Origin of the sequence: Arthrobacter sp. 4R501 (assembly GCF_002929755.1) — a bacterium.
GTDB lineage: Bacteria > Actinomycetota > Actinomycetes > Actinomycetales > Micrococcaceae > Arthrobacter.
Genome location: NZ_PJIW01000001.1, coordinates 167,352 through 189,903, shown reverse-complemented (window position 1 = coordinate 189,903; position 22,552 = coordinate 167,352). Strand labels below are relative to the sequence as shown.

Sequence of the window (22,552 nt, the reverse complement as noted above, 5' to 3'; positions counted from 1 at the left end):
GGGGATCTCCTTGCTGGATCAGGGGTGGGGCTGGGAGGCCGGCACGCTGCTGGCCGCGACGGGGGTGTTGAACTCGAGCACGGAAACGTAGCCGTCCCTGATGCTGATTTCAGTGAGTGAGCAGTTCCGGATGGCGGGGAAGACCCGCCGGTATTCCCGCAGCGGGATGCCGATCAGCTGGCAGAGGGCGAGCCGGATTGCCGTGGTGTGGGCTACTACAAGCACCCGTCCGTCCGGATGCTCCTTTGTGATGTCCTGAAGGCAGTCCACGAATCGGTCAGCGGCTTTGAAGGGGTCCTCTCCGCCGGGGAGATGGTGCTTCGCCGGATCCGATCGGAAATGGGCCAGGGCCTTCGGGAAACGCTGTTCCATCTCGGAGGTTGTCAGGCCTTCGCCTTCACCGAAGTCCAGTTCACGCAGGCGCGGGTCCACTTGCGCGCTGAGGCTGGTGGCCTTCGCGCTGGCCCCGGCCGTGGCCTGGGCGCGGCTCAGAGTGGAAGTGTAGATCGCGGAGAGCCCGGCTGTTTGGGCCCAGTTTGCGAGCTGGGCTGCCTGGTCATGGCCTCTGGGGGTCAGGTCGATGTCGCTGATTCCGGCGTAGCGGTTTTCGGCGTGCCAGACGGTCTCGCCGTGGCGGCACAGGATGATGTTGGTCATGCGTTAGTCCTTTTGATGGCGTGTTCAGCAGCGGTGGGATCCAGCCAGCCGCGTTGTTCCAGTTCGGTGATGAGGCGGATGTATGAGTCGTCGAACCGCCCGGCTACCTCCGGGCGGGGCTCTATGACTTGGCGTACCTTGACCATTTCTGCTGCGACGTCAGCGGTTTCCCGGTCCGGGGAAGCGGCGAGGACAGCCATGCCTAGTGCGGGTTCTGCATTTTGGGGGAGTGTCACCGGGCGGCCGAGGACATCAGCACGCAACTGGTTCCAGTAGGGGCTTTTGGTGGCGCCGCCGGTGAGCACGAGGCTGCCGTCGGTGGGGGCGCCCAGGAGGTCCAGATAGTCAAAGCAGAGCCGTTCGATGAACGCCACGCCCTGCAGGGCTGCGGCGTAGCGGTCGCCCTCATCTTCGGATGTTCCAAGAGTGAATCCCCGGGCCTGTGGTGCCGCGAACGGGAACCTTTCCCCGGATGACACCAGGGGATAGGTCAGGACGGGCGCGGGTTCCCGTGTTTTTGCCAGGGCCTCCAGGATGCCCAGGTCCATTCCGGCGAAGTCACGGGAAATCACACCTGCCCCGGTGCTGGAGGCGCCTCCTGGCAGCCAATCACCGTCAGGGCTTTTGTGGGAGTAGACCACCCCGAGGGGGTCCTGGATCAGGTTTCGGGTGACCCCTTTGAGGATCAAGGTGGTGCCCAGAACGGAATTCCAGCTGCCGACTTTCAGTGCCCCGGAGCCCAGCTGTGCGGCACATCCATCGGTTGCCCCTGAGATGACAGGGGTGCCGGCCGGGATTCCCGTGGCGCGGGCAGCGTCGGGGGATACGGTCCCGATCCGGGTGCCTGAGCGGACGAGACCCGGAAGCATTTGGCGAGGGACGTCCAACGCGTCCAGCACGTCTTCTGGCCATTTCTCCTCAATCAGGTGTGCGCCCGTTTTGAGGGCGCTGCTCAGGTCCGTGGGGACCGGATGGCCTGTGAGGCGCTCATTGATGAAGTCTGACTGGTGCAGCAACCGTGTCCCGGCAGTCGGCGTTCCTGGATCGTTGAGGAGCCAGAGCAGCTTGGGAAGTGCCCAGGGAGTCTGCATTCGCTGGTAGCCCAGCTCGTTCCAGACATGGGATCCTGCCTGGTTCACCCGGTCGGTTTCGCCGCTGGCACGGCCGTCGTCATACATGAGTCCGGGTGTAACGGGGTTGCCCCGGGCGTCGGCGAGGAGGATCGTTCCCGAGGTGGCGTCCACTGCGACGCCGAGGACGTTGCGGTGTTCGAGGCCCCGAAGTGCTTCCGACGCCGCCGCTGAGACGGCTTTCCACCATTGGTCCGGGTCCTGCTCATGCCTATGTCCGTCGCGGCGGCTGGTGAGCTTTTGGGTGCCGGAGCCGAGGACGTCGCCGTCGGCGTTGACTGCCAGGGCGCGCACGCTCTGTGTTCCCAGGTCCAGGCCAACCCAGATGCTGCCGCCGTTCGTTGCTGTCATGAGGTTCCTTCTAGGGTGGCCGGGTACTTCTTCCCGGGAACAGTCAGGTCGTCGGATCCTTCGGACGGGTGTTCCGGGAGGATGACCGGCAGTGGGTCTGTGGTCTTTGTCCGCGGGCTTCGGCCCCGCATGGCCGCAAGTCGCGGCCAGGCCTGGCTCACGGTGGTTCTGAGAGACAGGAAGTCCTCGTACAGCTCCGAGTATTGAGTGGCCTTCTGCGGGTTCGGGGTGAAGGTGTCCCGGATCCTTACGTACCAGGAGGAAACGTCCTCGACGCGGGCGGCGCCGCCGGTGGCGACCAGTCCGACGAGGAAAGCTCCCTTGGCGCCTACTTCCGTGTCAGTGGACCTCTGCACCGGAACGCCCGTGATGTCGGCGATGAGCTGAAGCCAGATGGGGTTGGCGGCCCCGCCGCCGCAGACCCGGAGTTCGGTTGGGGTGACTCCTGAGGTGCTGAGGCAGTCGCGGATGACCAAGGTCAGGCCTTCCATCACGGCGCGTGCGATATGTTCACGTTTGTGATCGAAGGAAAGGCCCAGGAAGGACCCGCGTGCCTGCGCGTTCAAGAAGGGTGCGCGTTCCCCGGCCGGCGACAGATACGGTATGAACGCCAGGCCGCCTGCCCCCGGGGGGCATGTATCGGCGAGGTCGGCCAGCTCTGTCGGGTTATCCAGATCCAATAGCTGACAGGCCCATTGGATGACTTCACCGCCCGCCAGCGTCGGAAAGGCATTGAGGTATTTGCCGGAAAGGCCCAGGGCCACAGTCAGCCCGGCGGATTTTCCTTCCGTGCTCACGGTGTCGGCGACAATTTCCGTGCACAACGTCGTGCCGAGGATGCAGCAGGCCTGGCCGGGTTCTACCGCCCCGACTCCTATTGCCGTGGATGCGATGTCGTACGAGGACATGACGACCGGCAGGCCGGCGGGCAGGCCCATCTCCAGTGCCGCGTGCTGTGTCAGCGAGGCAACCCGGCGGTCGTCGCCCCGCAGCTCCGGCAGGAAGGGCAGGGCCCACTCCATGTCATAGAGCTTCAGTAGTTCCGGTGAGTACTGGCGGGTGCGGATATCCATGAACGGGGCAGCGCCGTCTGATTCATCGATGGCGAACTGTCCGGTCATCCGGGCAAATAGCCACCCTCCGCAGGTGAGGGAGACGTGGGAGCGTTCGAGCCTCTCGGGGTCGTTCTGCTGCAGCCAGGTGAGTATGGCGTTGGGCAGCCCGGGGAAGGTCTGGGATCCGTTGATTTGGAATGCCTGTTTGAGCAGTCCCTGGCGTGACCATTCCTCCACGATGTCGGCGGCGCGTCCGTCGTTCCACAGGATCGCGGGCCCTGTGGGTTCCGCTGCCTCGTCAACGAGCCAGCATCCGTCACCTTGGGCGGTGATGGCCAGGAAATCGATGTCCGACTTCAGTTGGCGCTGGACGCTGCGGACGCTGAAGACGACGGCATCCCAGACGGCGAGCATGTCCTGTTCGGCCCAGCCCGGGTGCGGGCGGCTTACGGAGGTCGACTGGCGGACGACCACCATTTCTGTGCCTTCTTCGTCGTAGCCGACTGCCTTGATCATTGTGGTGCCGGCATCAACAGCGATGACCGCCATGGCTTGGGCCTTTCTATTGGTGGAAGTATCTTCCTCGTGCGGGTGTGCTTTGGAGTTTGCGGTGGTCGTGGCGGGGGATGCCGTACGGGATGTGGCGGCAGGAGTCCGCCCGCAGCCACTTCAGGTGTAACGCAAACTACTGAGCGTTGCTAGGTGCTGCAGCGTGGCGGGAGGCGGCGGGGAGCTTCAGCTGCCAGGTCAGGACGGCACTGAGCAGATAGAGCCCTGCGAAAATCCACATAACGCCGCCGACTCCGATCAAGGAAAGGAACAGCGTTGCGATCAGCGGGCCAAGGAAGACCGACATGCCGGCGCCGAAGTTCAGGGCGGACATGGCTGCGCCTTTGTGTTCCGGTGCCAGTGACGGCATCAAGGCTGACAGCGGGACGAAACCGGCCAGGGTGGCGCCATAGGCGGCACCAACAGCCATTGCCACGATCAGGTTCGGACCGGCAGCGAGCGGTACGTAGTAGAACGCCAGAGTTGTCACGGCGCACCCGACGCCGCCGAAAAGAGCGATCGTCTGCCGCCAGCCAAACTTGTCGCCGACGATTCCGAAGATCAGGTTGAAGAAAATGTTGGTGAGGAACACCACGCTGAGGATCTGAAGCCACTCGCCAAGTTCGAACCCGATTTCCTTGGTGAAGAAGACAGGGAGGAAGACCAGGAAACCGAACTGGGAGGCGGTGTTGATGGCCCGGACAGCTGCGCCCATGCCGATTCTCGGATTACGCCAGAGGATGGTCAGGCTTGAGGCCAGCGTCGCAACGGGCTTCTCGCCCTCAGGAGCCAGTCGTGAAAAGCCTGTGCGTTCCCGGACCGTAGTGAGAACGACAAGGCCGCCGACAATAACAAGCCCAAAAGCGATCCAGAGTGTATTGAAAGCCCCGAACGCCGGGATGGTCGCGCTTGCCAGCAAGGAACCGAGCGTGGGCAGGCCGCCGGTGAAAGCGAACCAGAACCATCCCACGGCTGAACCCAGCCGGATTGATGGAGTGCAGGCCGCGATCCACACCAGGAAGCCATAAGCAAAGAGCGGATACCCCAGCCCCCGCAGTCCGTAGCTGACCAGCAGCAGGGTGAAGTCCATCGACGGGAGCGCGACCGTCAGAAGGACAAGCTGGAATATCACCCAAAGGACGAGTCCCAGGATCATGACGCGGCGGGGACCCCAGAGATCCGACAGGGCGCCCGAGGCCCAGGCAGCAACGCCGGCCGCGACTCCGTACACCGTGAACAGAAGCCCGACCTGGCCCTGTTCCAGCCCCCGGTCCAGCAGGAAAGTCGAAAGATACCCGGACTCAACTCCGTCGCCGATCATGAAGATCAGCAGCCCGACAAAGCCCCAGCGCAGAAAGTGGGGCATGCCGAGCCGGTCTGCCCAACTGTGGGACGGCGTCAGTTGCGATGTTGACGGACTGGTGGAGGAAACGGAAGGTGCGGCCATTGCAATCTCCTGGGTGGTGCGGCACGAACCGCTTCGTTGCGGAAGGCTTCTGGTGCCGACGGGAAACTAAAGAGTATGTGATCTATCTAACGTCAGATAAGCCATTCTGTCAATTTTTACGTTAGAACTCACATTTTTAATGTTAGTCCGAACGGCCGCCGACATGACAGGTGCGATTCAGCAAGGAGGGAGCTGACGTGAAATTGCGGTGACCGTTTCCCGATGGGCGCCTTGGTGACCTCAGGGTTCCTGGGGAACCAGGCCGGGTTCGTCGGGCTGGTGCTGCTGATGTTCTGTGGTGATTACTCGTGGGCGGTGCGCCGTCTGGCCTTGGCGTTCGCCGCCGTCGTGATGCTTTCGCCCATCATCCAGCCCCGGTACATCCTGTGGTTTGTGCCGTTCCTGGCCGCCACGAATAGGGCCAGCCGGCCGACGGCACGAACTAAGACGCCGCCTTGCGCCGAGCGCCCAAGCGGTATCCGAACCAGAACGCCAGTGTCAGCAGGCCGATTGCAATGAGTAAATAACCGGCCCGTGCACCGCTGTCCATCAGGACTATCGTGTCCGATGTGAAGGTTTGGTGGGACAGGGGCGCGTAGGCGAACCACCCGATCTCCTGCCGGGGCGCCAGGACTGCAGCAAGTCCTGTAGCAACAGCTGCTGCCGCGAGGAGCGGTGCCAGCAGCGGCAGCCAGCGGCGGAGCCCCGGCCTGTTTGTGTTGTCTTCCCCCACAGTCATGGCACTACCCCAGTGCGGCCCGGGTCAGGCGACCCACATCAGGCGGACTGCGGCACAGTCTGTGACTTCCGGCCGAGTTCCGCGGTCCGCTTCACCGACCACCACAGCAGCACCACCAGGAGCACGTTGCGCGTGGTCAGGATGGCGGCCATGACCGGGTGGGCGTGGATGAGGGGCGTGTAGAACAGCGGGTAGATCACAAACGTCGTGATGGCGATCCCCATCAGCAGCGCAGCCGGGACCTTCCACCGCTCCCAGTCGTGCGTCAGGCCGGCGATGATCACCGGGGCCAGCCAGATGATGAACTGCGGCGATCCCACCTTGTTGAACACAATGAACGCCGTGGTCATCATCAGGGCGCCCTCGAGGAAGAGCTCCTCCCGCTCGGCGCCGCGGTTCAGTGCCCGGACCAGCAGGACCGCGGCCACCACGGCGGCGAGGATCAGCAGCGGCTGCATCAGGAACGCGGCCACGTCGGCGCCGGGGCCGTAGACCTCGGTGGAGTTGATGGCCGTGTTGTCCGCCATCTTGGAACCGGCGATGTTGAAGACGCTGAGCCACACCCACGGCGTCGAGAACGTGGCTTCAAGCTGCATGCCACGCTCGCCCTGGTTGGTCAGGAAGTCCATGATGTGCGGCAGCCCGCCGGACAGGTACGTGCCCAGGCCCACGACGGCGGTGACCGCCACGCCGGAGGCCAGCACCTGGATCCGCTTGCGGCTGGCAATGACGATCGGCACCAGGACCGCTGCCGGCCACACCTTGAGCCAGGTGGCCACGCTCAGCAGGATCCCTGCCACCACGGGGCGTTCGGCTGCGTACAGCAGGGCAATCAGCACGATGGGGGCGGTGATGCCCTCCACCCTGGCGAAGCTGAGGTAACCCATAAAGACGGTGAAAAACAGCCACCACCAGGCCGGGGCGATGCCCTTCACCTTCCGCGGTCCGCGCGTCAGGAAAGCAAGCCCGACGGCGTTGAGCGCTGTGATGATCAGGAACCAGCACAGGAGGTACAGGCTGGGTCCGGCAATGTTCGCGAGGAAGATCGGGATCTGCGCCAGCACCGGGTATACCCAGGGGCTGATCTTGCCGTCCAGGCTGTCCGGGTTGTAGCCGTCCATGGCCCACTGGCGGTACTGCTCGGTGTCGCTGAACGTATCGCCGTTGAGGAAGAAGGACGCCATCCAGCCCAGGAAGTAGAGGTGGATGACTGCGAAGCCCCACCAGACGCTGGATGGACGGGCGAACCAGTCCACCACGCGGGCGGGCAGGACGGTGCTGCGGACGCTGACCAGCCGGTCGAAGAACTTCGTGGAAATCTCAGGACTCCTTGAGCGCGGGGACGGTCGCTGAAGTCTTCTTGCCCAGCGAGTACAGGCGCCGGACCGACCACAGGAACAGGACCACCAGGAGGACGTTGCGGATAGTCAGCACGCCGGCCATGAGGGGGTTGTTGTGGCTGAGGGCATCGTAGAACAGCGGGTAGATGAAGAACGTGGCCACCGCGATGGCGATGAGCATGGCCGCGGGGACCCGCCACTCACGCCAGCTGTGCGCCAGGCCCACCGCCACGGCCGGGGCCAGCCACACCATGAACTGGGGCGAGCCCACCTTGTTGAACACCACAAAGGCGGTGGCCAGGGTGAGTGCCCCCGCCAGCAGCAGCTCGGTGCGGTCCACGCCGCCGTCGGCCTTGCCGTTGCCGTTGAGCTTGCCGTTGTGCAGCGCCCAGAACGTCAGGCCGGCCACGAGCAGCGCGGCAAGGATGAGGAGCGGCTGCATCAGCACGGACATCACGGCGGTGCCGGGGCCGTCCACCTGCATGGAGTTGATATCGGTGTTCATGTACATCCGGGAGTCGCCGATGTTCAGCACGGACAGCCACAGCCACGGGGTGGTGAACGTTGCCTCGAGCTGCATGCCCCGGTCACCCTGCTGGGTCAGGAAGTTCAGCAGCTTGGACACACTGCCAACCGCGGCGGCGAGTGCCACCACCACCGCTGACGTGGCTACTCCGGCCAGCACCACCAGCAGGCGGTTCTTGACCACGGCGAACAGGGCCAGCATGACCGCGGCGGGCCAGACCTTCACCCAGGTCGCGGCGGCGAGGATGACCGACGCGATGAACGGCCGGCCCACACCGTAGGCCAGGGCCACCAGGACGATCGGTGCGGTGAGGCCGTCCACACGGGCGAAGCCGAGCCAGCCCATCAGCAGCGTGAAGATCAGCCACCACCAGCCCGCGGGGATCGCGTCCTGGTTGCGGCCACGGTCCGTGAGCTTGGCCAGGGCCCAGCCGTTGAGGAGGGTGGTCATCAGCACCCAGAGGAAGAAAAACGGTCCGGGACCGGCCAGCCCTGCCAGTGCCATGGGGATCAGCGCGAGGATGGGGTACACCCACGGGCTGGGGCCGCCGCTGAGGTGGGTTTCGTCAAAACCCGCCCGGGCCCACTCGCGGTAGATGAAGGTGTCGCTGAAGGCCTCACCGCGCAGGGACAGCAGCGCCGCGAAAATCAGGAAACCCAGGTGCACCAGGATGAAGCCGGTGAGGAGCCCCCGCGGCGTGTTCAGCCAGGACCGTACGGCCGCTGGGAGGATGACGTTGCGGATCCGGGTGAGCGTGGCGAAGAATGCGTCCGTGGAAATGGCGGAATCCTTGTCAGAGAGGGGCATAATCAGGTGCCGGATCTTGCCGCGGGGCTGGAACCGGGAGCATCGGAGGTCCGTGTACAACAGCCTCCACCATGAGTCAAGGGTAGTTGAATGTCAGTGGTGGCCAATAATCCTGCGGCTCCGTGGACGGTCTACTCGGACTTGGCCAGGCGGTAGCGCTCGATCTGTTTCAACCGCCGCAGGAGGCTGTCGCGCCGCGGGTGCGGCACGGCGTCGGGCGCCTCTGCGGTGAGGTCAATGTGTTTGGTGCCGTACTGCCAGAGCAGGAGGTCATCGAGCAGGCGGTCCGGTCCGGGGGAGTAGCGGTGGTCCAGCGCCTTGCGGACCTCGGTGATCCGCTGGGCGCTGAGCAGGCCGGCCAGCTGGACGGTCTGGTTGAGGCCGTGGGCGGCCATGAGCTCGGCAGCCCAGCCCCAGTCGTCATCGACTTTGCGGTCCACGTGCGGCAACAGCGTGCGCCAGACGTCACGGATCCGGTTGGGTGTGAGCTGCGCGGCCCCCTCACCCTCGACGTCCCAGTAGCTGCGGACTTCCTCGTAGCGTTCGTGCAGGTCCGCGAAGGCGCTTTCCACGGTTTCCAGCATGGCGGCGGTGGCGGTGAACTGGCGGTCGAAATGCGGCGTCCAGGCGCGGGGGTCCTCGGCCTTGAAGCGGATGTCGTGCTCGATCTCGCTCCAGGCGTGGGCGAAGACGGTGCGGATCTGGCATTCGAAGAAGTAGCTGCCGTTGGCCGGAATGTCCGGGTTGAAGGCCTGCTGGTAATCCTTGACGGCCTCGTTCTGGATGGTGCGCAGGATGAGGTGGCGGCTGGAATAGCCGTACGTGCCTGACTCGATGGAGCCGATGTCCTTCTCGCGGTCACCGCGGCAGTCGAATATCTGGCGCTGGCGCTTGATGATGTTGGCTACGAGGGCATTCTCGGCCGGCAGCTTGGTGATGACGCGCACGCCCACCATGTCGTTGAGGGTGCGGAACGGGTCCGGGAACTTCAGCACCGGGGGCCCGCCCGGTTCCAGCGGTTCCTCAATCCGGGAAATTTTCTCCCGGAACGATTCCACCGACTTGGTGCGCCCCGTGACAAACAGCGGCGTGACCTCGGTGTCCTTCAACATGTCGCGGAGGATGTGGAGAACGTCCTTGGTGACCAGCTTCAGGGCAGGGCGGACGCGCTCGTAGATCTCCACGTTCTCCTGCACGGATTCGCGCAGGCTGATGTCCAGGCTGTCCCAGTTACTCGGCATGCACCCAGCTTACGGCGGGGGTGTGACACCGGCTCGTCATGCCCGGCGCAGTGTTACGCCGACGTGGAGTTGCGGATCACCAGCGAGCTCTCCAGCGTCAGCTGCGGCTGCTCCAGCTGGCGGCCTTCCATGAGCAGGCGCAGCTGTCCGCCTGCTTTCAGCCCCAGCGAGGTAGCCGGCAGGTGCACGCTGGTCAGGCTGGGATTGCTCGTGGCGGAGTAGGGCAGATCATCGAAGCCGGCGATGGCCAGCTGGCCCGGGATCTGCACGCCTGCCACCCGTGCTTCCTGCAGCACCCCGTAGGCGTGGGTGTCCGTGCAACAGACGACGGCGGTGACCCCGGCCTGCTGCCATGCCGGCCAGGCGGCGGCGAATGCGGCGGCGGACGCCCCGACGTCGATGGTGGTCCTGATGATGTGGCCGGGCCCCACCGATATTCCGTGGGCCGCTGCCTCGTCCAGGAAGGCTTCGCGGCGGATGGCGAACGTCGCTGTGCCGGTGACACTGTCCACGTAGGCCACCTGCCGATGCCCTGCATCTGCCAGGTGTCCCGCCAGCTCCCTCGCGCCGTGCGCAACGTCCAGGTTGACGGACGGCGCATAGGCCTCCAGCCCCGGGGCATCGAGCAGGACCACGGGGCCGGCGGCGGAAAGTTCTTCCAGGAATTCGGCGTTGGGGGCACCCACCAGCAGCCCGGCCGGCCGGAGCGCCATCAGCTTCCGGACGTCGCCGGCCTGCGGAAATTCGCCCGCGTCGGTGACGGACAGCAGCAGCTGGTACTCAGCCCCGAGTGACTCCCGGACACCGGCGATCACCTTGGCGAAAAACGGGTTGGAGATGTCCGGAGACACGAGGATCACGATGGAGCTGACGCCTTTGGCCAGCGAACTGCCCACGCTGTCCACCACGTACCCGAGCTCGGAAATGGCCTCCCGCACCCTGGCGATGTTGTCCTCCGAGACGCGGCCGGCAGTCTTGCCGTTGGCCACCAGAGAAACCGTCGCCGTCGAAACGCCGGCGCGGGCCGCGACCATGGCCGCCGTGATCCGCCGCGAGCGGACGGATTGCTGCACCTGCTCCGCGGATTCCATACCTCGATCGTAGTAGCCAGGCCGCAGGCATGCGCCGCCTTCCGCCCGCCGGTCTTCTAGACGAGAGTGGAGGTGTCGATGACGAACCGGTAGCGGACGTCGGAGGCAAGGACGCGTTCGTAGGCATCATTGATCTTGCTGGCCGGGATGACTTCGATTTCGGCGCCGAGGTTGTGCTCGGCGCAGAAGTCGAGCATTTCCTGGGTTTCGCGGATCCCACCGATCATGGAGCCGGCGAATGAGCGGCGGCCCATGATGAGGGCGAACGCGTTGACCGGGAGCGGTTCAGCGGGAGCGCCGACGTTGACCAGGGCGCCGTCGAGGGTCAGCAACTGCAGGTAGGCGCTGATGTCGATCGATGCGCTCACGGTGTTGATGATCAGGTCGAACGTGCCGGCGAGATCCTCAAAGGTGGTCTCGTCGCTGGTGGCGTAGTAGTGGTCCGCGCCCAGCTTCAGCCCGTCCTCCTGCTTTTTCAGCGACTGGGAGAGTACGGTGACTTCGGCGCCCATGGCGTGGGCGAGCTTGACGGCCATGTGGCCGAGGCCGCCGAGGCCGACGACGGCGACCTTCTTCCCGGGGCCGGCACCCCAGTGCCGCAAGGGGGAGTACGTGGTGATTCCTGCGCACAGCAGGGGAGCGGCGGCGTCGAGCTCTATCCCTTCGGGGATCCGCACAACAAAGTCTTCGGTCACGACGACGTGCGTGGAGTAGCCGCCCTGCGTGATGGTGCCGTCGCGGTCCACGGCGCCGTAGGTGCCGATGTTGCCGTTCAGGCAGTACTGCTCTTCGCCCTTGAGGCAGTTGACGCATTCGCGGCAGGAGTTGACCATACAGCCGACGCCGACCCGGTCTCCGATAGCGTGCTTGGTGACGGCGGAGCCGATTTCGGTGACGATACCGGCGATTTCGTGGCCGGGGGCGAGCGGGTACTGCTGGGGTCCCCAGTCGCCGCGGACGGTGTGGATGTCCGAGTGGCAGATGCCGGCGAACTTGATGTCGATCAGGACATCGTGCGGTCCGACGTCGCGGCGTTCGATAGTGGTGGGGATCAGGTCCCCGGCGGCGGCCGGAGCGGCGTAAGCATTAGCGGTAAACAATATTTTCTCCTGTTTTAGGGTGCCTTCCATCAATATCACCCCATTTTCATCGGCTGAAGAAGGCTGCGTTTATGGGGGTACAAGCTCTCCCCCCTTTAGCCTGGTGAACCGGGGCTATCGTGGATTTATGGACAACCAGCCCGACAACCGCACCGACATCCGGGACTTCCTGGCCAGCCGCCGCGCCAAAATCCGCCCGGAGCAGGTGGGGCTGCCCGCGGGCAGCCGTCGCCGCGTTCCTGGACTGCGCCGCGAGGAGGTGGCGGTCCTCGCCGGGGTGAGCACCGAGTGGTACGCGCGGCTGGAGAAGGGCAACATCAGTGGCGTGTCTGACGACGTCCTCAAGGCCGTCGCCGGGGCACTGCATCTGAACGATGAGGAATGCCTGTACCTTTTCGAGCTGGCACGGGCCGCCCGGCCCATGCGCCGGACGCATTCCCGCCGCAAGGAAGTGGGGCTGGCGGTGCCTGTCCTTTGGCTGCTTGACTCCGTCACCATGTCGGCCGCGTTCGTCCGTAATGGCCGCCTCGATATCATGGCCTCTAATGCGCTGGGGCGTGCACTCCACGCGCCCATGTTTGCCAGCGACACCACCGCTGCCAACGGCCAAGCAAACTTCGCCCGCTTTCACTTCCTCGACCCGGCCGCACGGGAGTTCTTCGTCGACTGGGACGCCGGCGCCGCGGCCACCGCCGCTCTGCTGCGCGCCGAGGCCGGCCGCGAGCCCAACGACCGCTCTCTGCGCGAACTCGTAGGCGAACTATCCACATTGAGCCCCGAGTTTCGCACGCTGTGGGCATCGCATGACATCCGTTTCCGCCACGAGGGAACCAAACGGCTGCGACATCCCGTGGTGGGCGAGCTGGAGCTGACCTACCAGTCCCTGGCGTTGACCGCCTCCCCGGGTGTCGTCTACGACGTCAGCTTCTACACGGCCGAACCCGGGACGACCCACGAAGAGCGCATCAAACTCCTCGCGAGCTGGGCGGCCACGGCGGTTTCGGAAGCAGCAAAACCGAACAATTAGCGTGTTGGCACACGCGTTACGAGTCTTGACTGAAAGGACAGCATGGAACTCGCCGATCTTCTTGAGGAACTGAATGCCGGACATACCATCACCGGGGACTCGCCGTTGCATGAGGTCATGCACCGGGTCAGCCAGGATGCCCTGCGCATCACCGGGGAACTCAATGGCGGATACCAGGAACCGGCGCGGATCCGGGAGCTGTTAGCTCAGCTGACCGGCAAGCCGGTTGACGAGTCCGTGACTGTCTTCCCGCCCTTCTACTCCGACTTCGGGAAAAACATCTCCCTCGGGGAACGGATCTTTATCAATTCCGGCTGCAAATTTCAGGACCAGGGCGGCGTGGTCATCGGGGACGACTGCCTGATCGGGCACAACGTGGTGATCGCCACGCTCAACCACGACCTCATGCCGAGCCGTCGCGCGGATATGCACCCAGCCCCTGTGGTTATTGGCCGCAATGTTTGGATCGGGGCGAACGCCACAATTCTGCCGGGCGTGACTATTGGTGATGATGCCGTGGTGGCGGCCGCGTCAGTGGTCACGAAGGACGTACCGCAAAGTGCCATTGTGGTGGGGTCGCCTGCACAGGTAGTTCGCTCGCTGACCGACTGAACGCGGCGGGGTGGGAAGCAGCCCACCAGGACATCAAGCGCTTGACGTGTGAGGACGTTAAGCGCTTGACGCGCGGCTTGGGCAGGTGTCATGATCTCCGTGAATGCTTTCGGCCACTGCTCCGGCAGGCCCCAATGACGTGGAGATTTAACGTGGAATCCAAACCGACAAAACCCGCCCCCAAGAAGATCATTCTTGACTGCGACCCCGGGCACGACGACGCCGTGGCCATCCTGCTTGCACACGGCAACCCTGACATTGAACTGCTGGCTGTCACCACCGTGGTGGGCAACCAGACGCTCGAAAAGGTCACCCGCAACGCCCTGTCCGTGGGCACCATCGCAGGCATCACCGGCGTGCCTTTTGCCGCCGGCTGCGGCCGGCCCCTGGTCCGCACCATCGAAACCGCGCCGTCCATCCACGGCGAGACGGGCATGGACGGCCCCGCGCAGCCCGAGTCCACCATCGAGCTGGACCCGCGCCACGCCGTCGACCTCATCATCGACACCGTGATGGCCCACGAACCGGGCACGGTCACCCTCGTCCCCACCGGCGGCCTCACCAACATCGCGCTGGCAGCCCGCAAGGAACCGCGCATCGTGGAACGCGTCAAGGAAGTTGTCCTGATGGGCGGCGGCTACCACGTGGGCAACTGGAGCGCCGTGGCCGAATTCAACATCATCATCGACCCCGAGGCCGCCCACATCGTGTTCAACGAAAAGTGGCCCGTGGTGATGGTGGGCCTGGACCTCACGCACCAGGCCCTCGCCACCCCGGAGGTGGTGGAGAAGATTGCGGCTGTGGGTACCGCACCCGCCAAGTTCGTGATGGAACTGATGGAGTTCTTCACCCAGACCTACAAGGACGCCCAGGGCTTTGACTTCCCGCCCGTCCACGATCCGTGCGCCGTTGCCTACGTGATCGATCCCAGCATCGTCACCACCCGCAAGGTTCCGGTGGACATCGAACTCCAGGGCACGCTGACCCTTGGCATGACCGTGGCCGACTTCCGCGCCCCCGCACCGGACGACTGCACCACCTCCGTGGCCATTGACCTGGACCACGCCCGTTTCTGGGACCTCGTCACGGATGCCCTCGTGCGCATCGGCGAACCGGCCGTTCTTGAACCCGCCGGCCTTGCAGCAGCCACGGGAGGCAAGTAGATGAGTGCCACCCTCACCGAGGCAAAGACCAGCCGCGGCAACGTCACCGCCCTGATGGTCGCCCTGCTGGCCGCGTGCGTCGCGTTCCAGCTCAACGCCTCCATGCTCAGCCCTGCCCTGGTCACCATGGGCAAGGAACTGAACACCGATCAGGCCGTCATCGGCCTCTCCCAGACCTGGTTCTTCACCGCGGCTGCCCTGTTCTCCCTCTTCCTTCCCCGCCTGAGCGACATCATCGGCCGCAAGAAAATCCTGATCGGCATGATGCTCCTGATGGCCGTCGGTTCGGTCATTGCGGCCATGGCCCCCGACGTGACCTGGCTCTTTGTGGGCCGCATCATCCAGGGCGTCAGCGGCCCCACCGTGCCGTTGTGCCTGATCATGCTGCGCTCCGCCGTCAGCAACCCCCGCAAATACGGGACGCTTATGGGCCTCATCACCGCCGTCAACGGCGGCGTGGCCGGCGTGGACTCCTTTGTGGGCGGCTACTTCGCCGAGCACTTCGGGTTCCGCAGCATCTTCTGGCTGATGGTGGTCCTGGCCCTCGTCGCCACCGCCCTCATCGCGTTCCTCGCCGGCGAGAGCAAGCCGGCCGCCGGCACCTCCATGGACTGGCTGGGCGTGTTCTTCATTGTCGTCGCCGTGGGTGCACTGCTCACCGCCCTCAACGAGGGCTCCAAGCTGGTGGGAGCCTTCGCGCCTGGCACCCTCCTGCTGGCCATCGGGCTGGTGGTGGTTGCCGCCGTCGCGTTCTACTGCTTCTGGACCGTGGAGAAGCGGGCCAAGCAGCCGATGGTGGAAACCGTCCACCTGCGCCAGCGCTCCACCTGGGCGCCGCTGCTGACCACCACGCTGACCATGACCGGCATCTTCGCCGTCATCAACGGGATCGTGCCGGCGTATGTGCAGGCCGCGGACCCGGGATTCGGCATCGGCCCGACCGAAATGTCGCTCATCATCCTCACCCCGTACGCCCTGCTCGGCTGGCTGGTGGGTCCCCTCAGCGGCAGGCTCGCGCCCATTCTCGGCTACACCAAGGTCCTGCGCATCGGCATGCTGGGAAGCATCGCCGCCCTGGCCATCATCGCGTTCTTCGGCCTCAGCAGCCTGCCCATGATGATCGCCGGAACCGTCTTGCTGGGCATCATGTACGCCGGTACGGTCAACATCATGCTGAACGGACTCGGAGTTGTCCTCTCGCCCTCCGGAAACCCGGGATTCCTTCCCGGCATGAACGCGGGCGCCTTCAACCTGGGCGCCGGCCTGAGCTTCCTGGTGCTGCCGGCAGTGCTGGTGGCCACCTCGGCCCTCGGCGACGCCCAAGCGTCCTACCTCTCCGTGGTGGTAACGGGCCTGGTCATCACGGTGGCCGCGTTCGCCGCGTCGCTCCTGATCCCCAAGCCCGTCGAGGCTGAGGTGACCGAATGAGTTCCGCAACGGCCGGCACCCAAGGCCGGATCGTCGTCGTCGGTTCCCTGAACGCGGACCTGACCATCTATTGCGAGCGGCTGCCGCTGCCCGGCGAGACGGTGCATGGAAACGGATTCGCAGTGAACCCGGGCGGCAAGAGCGCCAACCAGGCCGTCGCGGCCAGCCTGCTGGGCGGGAACGTCAGCCTGGTGGGTGCCGTCGGTGCGGACGCCAACGGCGACATGCTCCTGTCCTCCGCTGCGGGCGCCGGGGTGGACGTCTCCGGCGTGCGGACCTCAGCAACGGAGGCCACCGGCGTCGCCGTCATCGCCGTGGATTCCAACGGCGAGAACAACATCATCATCTCGGCCGGCGCCAACGGCACCCTCTCGCCGGCGGACGTCGCCGCCGCGGCGGAAACGTTCGACGGCGCCGCGGTGGTCTGTCTCTGCCTGGAGGTCAGCCTTGACACGGTTGAGGCCGCCGCCCGGGCAGGGCACGACGCCGGCGGTACAGTTCTGCTTAACCTCTCGCCTTACGCGGAGATCCCGCAGCAGCTGGCGGACCTGACCGATGTCCTGCTGGTCAACGCCCATGAGGCGTCGCTGTTCCTCGGCTCCGCCGGGAATCCTGTCTCCGCCGAAATTCCCGGCAGTGATGCGGATGCCAGCGACTGGGAAGCGGTCAGGCTGCGTTTCGCCGAGCGCGGGCTCGAGCGGGTCCTGGTCACGCTGGGGGCCCACGGCTCGGTGGTGCTGGATTCGCTGGCGCCTGCCGGGCAGCAGCTGGTCCGGGTGGCACCCATCAAAGTCAAGGCCGTGGACACCACCGGCGCGGGCGACGCCTTCACCGGTGCCGTGGCCGCCCGTCTGGCAGCCGGTGCGCCGCTGGCTGACGCCGCCGCCTTCGCCTCGATTGCCGCCGCGCTGGCCACCACCCGCAAGGGAACGCAGGCAGCCTATCCGCAGGTGGCGGACGTGGAGCGCCTGCTCGCTTCGGGTGCCGGCGCACTTTAGCGGACTGAGGGACGGAAACGCGGGAAACGCCGACGGCGACAGGTGACTGTCGCCGTCGGCGTTCCTTGTATTTGGGGTTGCGGAGTTGGGGTTGTGGAGCCGGGGTTACCGGCTTTGGCTACCGGCCGGCTTCAGCTGTCGGACCGCCGCCGGCGTGAACCGGGCCCCCGTGTCCGGGAACGAAGGGACCTCGATCCGGGCGTGCGTATGGACCTCCTCGACGGTCCTGCGGGCGTGTTCGGCGATCTCCTCCATGGTGGTGACCCACATGCCGTCCATTGATTTCACCCGGTCAATCAGCTTTTCCAGGGCGACGGCCTTGGATGGCCGCCCCGAGATGAACGGGTGGTTGGTCAGGACAAAGCAGCTGCCCTGGGCATGGTGTGCCTCCGCCTCGAGGGTCCACATTTCCAGGACCTTGGCCGGGCTTTCGATGACGCCGCTGCCGGTGACTCCGGGGTAGAACGCGTACTGTTCCCAGTCGTCCAGGGTCCAGTCGACCGGGATCTCCACGATGTCCCGACTGTCGCCGGGGGCGACGCTGAAACGGTACGGTGCGTCGCCGTCGAGCAGGCTCGAATCGTAGAGGAAACCTCGGTCCGCCAGGAGCGCAGGGGAGTGCCAGTTCAGTTCCCACCACGGCGCGCGGTAGCCCACCGGTTCCACGCCGACCTTCGCGAGGGCCTCGAGCCCGCGGTCGATGTACCGGGCCTCAGTCTCGGCGTCGATCCCCTGCATGGGTTCGTGCAGGTACCCGTGGTGGGCCACCTCGTGCCCGGCGTCCACGATGCGCCGGACCGTGTCCGGGTAGCAGTCTGCCGTGAAGCCGGGAACGAAGAAGGTGGCCCGGATGTCCTGTCGCTGGAGGATCTGAAGCAGCCGCGGGACCGCCACCTTGGGCCCGTACGACTGGTGCGTCATCAGGGACATCCGGCGCGTGCTCTTCGGATCGTGGGCGATGGTGCAGGATTCGGCGTCGACGTCGAACGTGAACGAGGCTGCTGCCCGCTTGCCCTCAGGCCAGGTGATGGGGTGGGCGGAATCCGCGAATGCTTCAAAGGTCATGTCGTGTTTCCTTGAGGTTCAGTGTCCGGGAAATTTCAGGTCGGGAGCGTTTCAGAGTCCGGCCGGTGCGCTGGGCTGGGTGGCGAATTTCAGGTCGGCGGTGGCCTGCGCAACGGTGGCGGCCGGCAGGGCGGAGTCCAGGTGCCTGCGGTGGAACTTCGGGCCAAGGATGGCGTAGCTGCCGGCGCTTGCCAGGCCGCCTGCGAGCCAGGAGAGGTCCCAGCCGCCCAGCGCCACGGCAATGGGGCCCTGCATGGCCGGAACCAGACCGTACATAAACAGCCAGGTGGCGAAGATGCCCACCAGGAGGGAGACGACGCCGGCCCAGTTGACGTCTGGGAGGCGCTTGGTGCCCACTGCGTCGAAGAGCCTGTCCGGGTTACCCGGCCAGCGCTTCTCGAGCCAGAAGTAGTGGACCAGCATGACTCCGCCCCACGCGGCAACCCAGGCGACCAGTCCGATGAGCCAGGCGTCGAGCACGGTGGCGAAGTCTTCCTGGAAGATGAAGAAGACGACGGCGGCGAGGGAGAATACGCCCACAAAGAGATTGAGTTTGCGGCGGCTGATGGTGATGTCCAACGACTGGGTTGCCACGGAGAACGTGTAGATGTTCAGGATATTGGTGGCGATGGGGCCGTGGAGCACCATCAGCAGCACCGGCAGTGCGAGGATGCCGAAGTTCTGGACGATGAGTTTTCCGGGGTCGATCTCACCGCTGTTGGTAGCCAGGCTGGCGCCCAGGATTCCGAGCCACACCACGGGGATGAACTGGCCCAGAACGGAGGCCAGGTAGACCCTTTTCTTGGGAACTTCCGTGCTCACGAACCGGGAGTAGTCGGCGGCGTAGGTGAACCAGGTGATGCCCCAGCCAATGCCGATGGCGGTCATCACGGCGCTCATGGCCGCGATGCGTTCTGAGCCCTCGAGGATCTGTCCGGCAGGGCCGGCGTAGCCCCAGTCGATCTTCATGCCGAACCAGGCGACGGCGGACATCACGGCCAGGATGATGATGGTGGGCGGCACAGTCCACTTTTCGAACGCGGCGATGGCCTTATAGCCGAACCACGCGATGGCTACCTGCGCGGCCATAATGGCGGTGGCAACGCCGATCTTCCAGCCATAGTTGTGTGCTGTGGGATCCACCCAGCCGAGCGTGCCGAACAGGGCCATGACCAGGTCAAGGATGATCCACGTGTTGACCGCGCACCAGCCGATCACCAGGAGTGCCTGGATGGCTGCCGGGAGGTAGTTGCCGCGGCGTCCGAAGGCTGCCCGGGCCAGGACCATGCCAGTGGCGCCGGTCTTCTGGCCAAGCAGGACGAAGCAGCCGAACAACAGCATGCCGATCAGGTTCCCCAGAACCAGAACGGTGACCGTGTCCGCGAAGCCGAGGCCGAGATGGATGCCGAGGGCGCCCAGTACCCAGTTGATGGGCGCCAGGTTGGCGCCCGCCCAGATCCAGAACTGTCCGGAGACCTTGTGTGTCCGCTGGGATTCGGGGATGGGCTGGAGCCAAGCTTCGCAGTCCTCGGTCGGCGTCATTGCCGACCCTGGCTGCGTTGTGGAGAGGTTGTCTTGCATGGGGGAGCCTCCATGAGTAAAAGGGATAAGCCCAGATTATGTGGCCCAGGCCACATGCACCACATACAATGTGTCTTGAAGTTTATGAGAAGACGCGACGGAGTGTCATGCCAATACGCCTGCAGGATGTTTTGAAACATTCCACCCTCACGCCCGCGGATCCGGTGATCCGCGCAGCGGCGGCCGTTGCGGCCCAGACGCAGCTGCGCTGGATTCATTCCAGTGAGGTTTTGGATATTGCCCCGCTGCTTGGCGGCGGTGAACTGTTGCTGACCGGCGGCCAGGCTCTTGCTTTGGCAACGGACAAACGTCGCGCGGACTACATCTGGGAGCTGGCAGAACGCGGCGTGGCCGCGCTGGCCATAGAGACTGGCACGGAGCTGGCCTCGATACCGTCGTCGATGGTGGCAGCAGCTGAAGCGGCCGGCCTTCCGCTGATAGAGCTTCGCAAGGTGGTGCCCTTTGTAGGCGTGATGGAAGCCATCAACTCACTCCTGGTGAGTGAATCTGCTGCCCAGCTGCAGGAGGCTGACCGGGCCAGTCACGCGATGGCGGTGGAGTTGGCCCACGGCGGCAGCCTTAACCGGATCCTGGCTGTCCTGGCGGACGCTACCGGCGCGGAAGTTGTCCTGACGTCCACCGCGGGCGCCCCGCTGGCCAGCGCACTGCCGGCTGTTCATACGGGGGAGCCGGAGCCCGCAGAATCCGGCGACGCGCCGGACCGTGCCCGGACCATCCAGATTGACGTGTCCGTGCGTGGCATCCCTTCAGCCCGCCTCAGCCTTCATGCCCTGGCGGGAGCGGACGTGAACCTGGCGAGGATCGCGGGGAACCGCTCGGTGGACATTCTGGCGTTGGCCCTGCTGCAGCGCATGCCCCCCGGCCTGAAGGAGATGGCGGGTGCGGCGCTGATCCGCGCCGTCGATTCCGGAACTCAAAACTGGCGTCTCCAGCAGCTCGCTCCGGCGGCCGGGATCCCGTTGGCCGCGCAGCTGGTGGCTGTTGTGGTTCGTTCCCCCGGCTCGCGGCAACCCCGGATGGCTGTGGAGCACCTGCTGGAGCGGGTGGGGCATCACAGTGCAAGCTACGCCGACAACGCGGAACTCTTGGCGCTGGCCGTGCTCCGCCCCGGGAAGACGCAGGAAGACCGGGATGCAATTCTGGCCGGACTGCAGTCGCTGGCGTTGCCGGAGGGAACGGTCAGCGCTGTCGGTCCGGTGGCGACCGGAATATCCGCCGCGCCATGGTCCCTGGCGGAAGCACGGCTGACGCTGGACCTCGCGGCCGGCGCCGGACCGCTCAGGGATGGTTCGCTCAAAGCCGGACAGGGTCGGTCCGGAGTGGTCCTCGACGCCGAGGCGTTCGCGGTGGAGCGGTTCGCTTTCCATTCCCTGGATGACACCCAGCGCACCGAATTTGTCAGCCAGCAGCTCGGTGCCGTCCTGCTCCACGATTCCCAACGAAACTCCGCTCTGGTTGAGACGCTGCGGGTCTGGCTGGATTCCGGCTGCAACACGGCCCAGGCTGCGCGTGAGCTGCACCTGGAGCGGCAGTCGATGCATCTGCGGCTGCAGCGGATCTTCTCACTCTGCGGCGGCGATCCCCGCGGAACGGGCCGTTTGGCAGCGCTGCACCTGGCCACCCGGCTGGCAGCGCTGTAGCCCCGCCCCCCGCAACGCTCTCTCCGTAGTCCGGACTAGTGAGCGAGCGTCGGGGGAGGGGGACCACGAAAGGGGAGCGCGGGGACTACTTCAGCACTACCGTCCTGTTGCCCTGCAGGATCACGCGGCCTTCGCAGTGCCAGCGCACGGCGTTGCTGAGCGCCTTGCACTCGGTATCCCGGCCGGCGGCAACCAGGTCCTCGGGCCCGTACGTGTGGTCCACTTCCACCGTCTGCTGCGAGATGATCGGCCCCTCGTCCAGCTCGGCATTCACGTAATGGGCAGTTGCCCCCACGGTCTTCACGCCGCGCGCGTAGGCCTGGTGGTACGGCTTTGCGCCCTTGAAGCTGGGCAGGAACGAGTGGTGGATGTTGATCGCCCGCCCGTCCAACCGCCGGGTGAGCTCGTCGCTGAGCACCTGCATGTACCGGGCCAGCACCACCAGCTCCACGTCGAACGTGTCCACCAGTTCCAGCAGCCGGGCCTCGGCCGTCGGCTTGGTGTCGGCGGTGACCGGCACATGGAAGAACGGGATGCCGTGCCATTCCACCAGCGCCTGGTGGTCCGTGTGGTTGGAGACCACCGCCGCGATCTCCACCGGAAGCTCGCCGGTTCTGGCCCGGAACAGCAGGTCGTTGAGGCAGTGTCCGAACTTGGACACCATGATCAGCACGCGGCGCTTGGCACCGAGCCGCTCCAGCCGCCAGCTCATCCCGAACCGTTCCGCCACGGGGCCAAAAGCGGCCCGCAACGTGTCCGCGGTGGAGGCATCGCCGTCGGAGGCGAAGTGCACGCGCATAAAGAAGTGCGCCTCAGACCGTTCGCCGAACTGCTTGCTGTCCACGATGTCGCAGCCGTGCTCCAGCAGGAAGCCGGACACGGCGTGGACAATCCCGGGCTGCTCCGCGCAGTCCAAAGTCAGGACGTGTTCCACGGTGGTGACGGGCTGGGGGAGGGACGTTTCAGTCTGGATGGCAGTCATGG

19 protein-coding genes are annotated in these 22,552 nt (G+C 65.4%); 6 read left to right on the top strand and 13 right to left on the bottom strand.

Features of this window, described 5'->3' with window-relative positions:
* Nucleotides 1-18: 18 nt before the first annotated feature.
* The 10 genes from CXR02_RS00910 to CXR02_RS00865 form a co-directional block, all read right to left on the bottom strand.
* Complete coding sequence (locus CXR02_RS00910; RefSeq protein ID WP_104060273.1) at nucleotides 19-657, bottom strand: histidine phosphatase family protein; 639 nt, start codon at nucleotides 655-657, stop codon at nucleotides 19-21.
* On the bottom strand, nucleotides 654-2,138 hold the full coding sequence (locus tag CXR02_RS00905; RefSeq protein ID WP_104060272.1) for an FGGY-family carbohydrate kinase: 1,485 nt from the start codon (nucleotides 2,136-2,138) through the stop codon (nucleotides 654-656). Before CXR02_RS00905 ends, CXR02_RS00910 begins: the two co-directional genes overlap by 4 nt.
* The gene (locus tag CXR02_RS00900) at nucleotides 2,135-3,742 is read right to left on the bottom strand and encodes an FGGY-family carbohydrate kinase (protein WP_104060271.1); all 1,608 of its coding nucleotides are present in this window, start codon (nucleotides 3,740-3,742) and stop codon (nucleotides 2,135-2,137) included. The genes CXR02_RS00905 and CXR02_RS00900 overlap by 4 nt, the downstream gene beginning before the upstream one ends.
* A gap of 136 nt (nucleotides 3,743-3,878) precedes the next feature.
* Nucleotides 3,879-5,189 carry an MFS transporter gene (locus tag CXR02_RS00895; RefSeq protein ID WP_104060270.1) on the bottom strand — a complete coding sequence of 437 codons (1,311 nt, stop codon included), beginning with the start codon at nucleotides 5,187-5,189 and terminating at the stop codon, nucleotides 3,879-3,881.
* 442 nt (nucleotides 5,190-5,631) lie between these two features.
* Nucleotides 5,632-5,928, bottom strand: a complete 297-nt coding sequence (locus tag CXR02_RS22240) for a hypothetical protein (RefSeq protein WP_181037089.1) — start codon at nucleotides 5,926-5,928, stop codon at nucleotides 5,632-5,634.
* 38 nt (nucleotides 5,929-5,966) lie between these two features.
* Nucleotides 5,967-7,187 (bottom strand): glycosyltransferase 87 family protein, encoded by a 1,221-nt coding sequence (locus tag CXR02_RS00885; RefSeq protein ID WP_181037088.1) that lies wholly within the window; start codon nucleotides 7,185-7,187, stop codon nucleotides 5,967-5,969.
* Between the two features lie 61 nt (nucleotides 7,188-7,248).
* Nucleotides 7,249-8,601 (bottom strand): glycosyltransferase family 87 protein, encoded by a 1,353-nt coding sequence (locus CXR02_RS00880; RefSeq protein WP_104060383.1) that lies wholly within the window; start codon nucleotides 8,599-8,601, stop codon nucleotides 7,249-7,251.
* A 131-nt stretch (nucleotides 8,602-8,732) separates the two neighbouring features.
* Complete coding sequence (locus CXR02_RS00875) at nucleotides 8,733-9,842, bottom strand: GTP pyrophosphokinase family protein (RefSeq protein WP_104060267.1); 1,110 nt, start codon at nucleotides 9,840-9,842, stop codon at nucleotides 8,733-8,735.
* A gap of 53 nt (nucleotides 9,843-9,895) precedes the next feature.
* Entirely contained in the window at nucleotides 9,896-10,933 is a 1,038-nt protein-coding gene (locus CXR02_RS00870) for a LacI family DNA-binding transcriptional regulator (protein WP_104060266.1), read from the bottom strand.
* Nucleotides 10,934-10,989: 56 nt separating this feature from the next.
* Entirely contained in the window at nucleotides 10,990-12,033 is a 1,044-nt protein-coding gene (locus CXR02_RS00865; protein WP_104060265.1) for an NAD(P)-dependent alcohol dehydrogenase, read from the bottom strand.
* Nucleotides 12,034-12,160: 127 nt separating this feature from the next.
* On the opposite strand from CXR02_RS00865, the gene CXR02_RS00860 reads away from it, so the two are divergent.
* From CXR02_RS00860 to CXR02_RS00840, 5 genes are all read left to right on the top strand, one after another.
* A complete protein-coding gene (locus tag CXR02_RS00860; protein ID WP_104060264.1) occupies nucleotides 12,161-13,060 on the top strand; it encodes a helix-turn-helix domain-containing protein in 900 nt (299 codons plus the stop codon).
* Nucleotides 13,061-13,102: 42 nt separating this feature from the next.
* Nucleotides 13,103-13,672 carry a DapH/DapD/GlmU-related protein gene (locus CXR02_RS00855; RefSeq protein ID WP_104060263.1) on the top strand — a complete coding sequence of 190 codons (570 nt, stop codon included), beginning with the start codon at nucleotides 13,103-13,105 and terminating at the stop codon, nucleotides 13,670-13,672.
* Nucleotides 13,673-13,806: 134 nt separating this feature from the next.
* Nucleotides 13,807-14,835, top strand: coding sequence for a nucleoside hydrolase (locus tag CXR02_RS00850; RefSeq protein WP_104060262.1), 1,029 nt, complete (start codon nucleotides 13,807-13,809; stop codon nucleotides 14,833-14,835).
* Nucleotides 14,836-16,263: an MFS transporter gene (locus CXR02_RS00845; RefSeq protein ID WP_104060261.1), complete on the top strand. Its 1,428-nt coding sequence runs from the start codon at nucleotides 14,836-14,838 to the stop codon at nucleotides 16,261-16,263. It begins immediately after the preceding gene.
* Nucleotides 16,260-17,261, top strand: a complete 1,002-nt coding sequence (locus CXR02_RS00840) for a ribokinase (protein ID WP_104060260.1) — start codon at nucleotides 16,260-16,262, stop codon at nucleotides 17,259-17,261. Before CXR02_RS00845 ends, CXR02_RS00840 begins: the two co-directional genes overlap by 4 nt.
* A gap of 105 nt (nucleotides 17,262-17,366) precedes the next feature.
* Here the strand turns inward: CXR02_RS00840 and CXR02_RS00835 are convergent, their stop codons facing one another.
* Entirely contained in the window at nucleotides 17,367-18,326 is a 960-nt protein-coding gene (locus tag CXR02_RS00835; protein WP_104060259.1) for a polysaccharide deacetylase, read from the bottom strand.
* 51 nt (nucleotides 18,327-18,377) lie between these two features.
* Complete coding sequence (locus CXR02_RS00830) at nucleotides 18,378-19,907, bottom strand: cytosine permease (RefSeq protein ID WP_104060258.1); 1,530 nt, start codon at nucleotides 19,905-19,907, stop codon at nucleotides 18,378-18,380.
* Nucleotides 19,908-20,014: 107 nt separating this feature from the next.
* On the opposite strand from CXR02_RS00830, the gene CXR02_RS00825 reads away from it, so the two are divergent.
* Nucleotides 20,015-21,568: a PucR family transcriptional regulator gene (locus CXR02_RS00825; RefSeq protein WP_104060257.1), complete on the top strand. Its 1,554-nt coding sequence runs from the start codon at nucleotides 20,015-20,017 to the stop codon at nucleotides 21,566-21,568.
* 85 nt (nucleotides 21,569-21,653) lie between these two features.
* Here the strand turns inward: CXR02_RS00825 and purU are convergent, their stop codons facing one another.
* Nucleotides 21,654-22,550, bottom strand: a complete 897-nt coding sequence (gene purU, locus CXR02_RS00820) for a formyltetrahydrofolate deformylase (RefSeq protein WP_104060382.1) — start codon at nucleotides 22,548-22,550, stop codon at nucleotides 21,654-21,656.
* Between the last annotated feature and the right edge of the window lie 2 nt (nucleotides 22,551-22,552).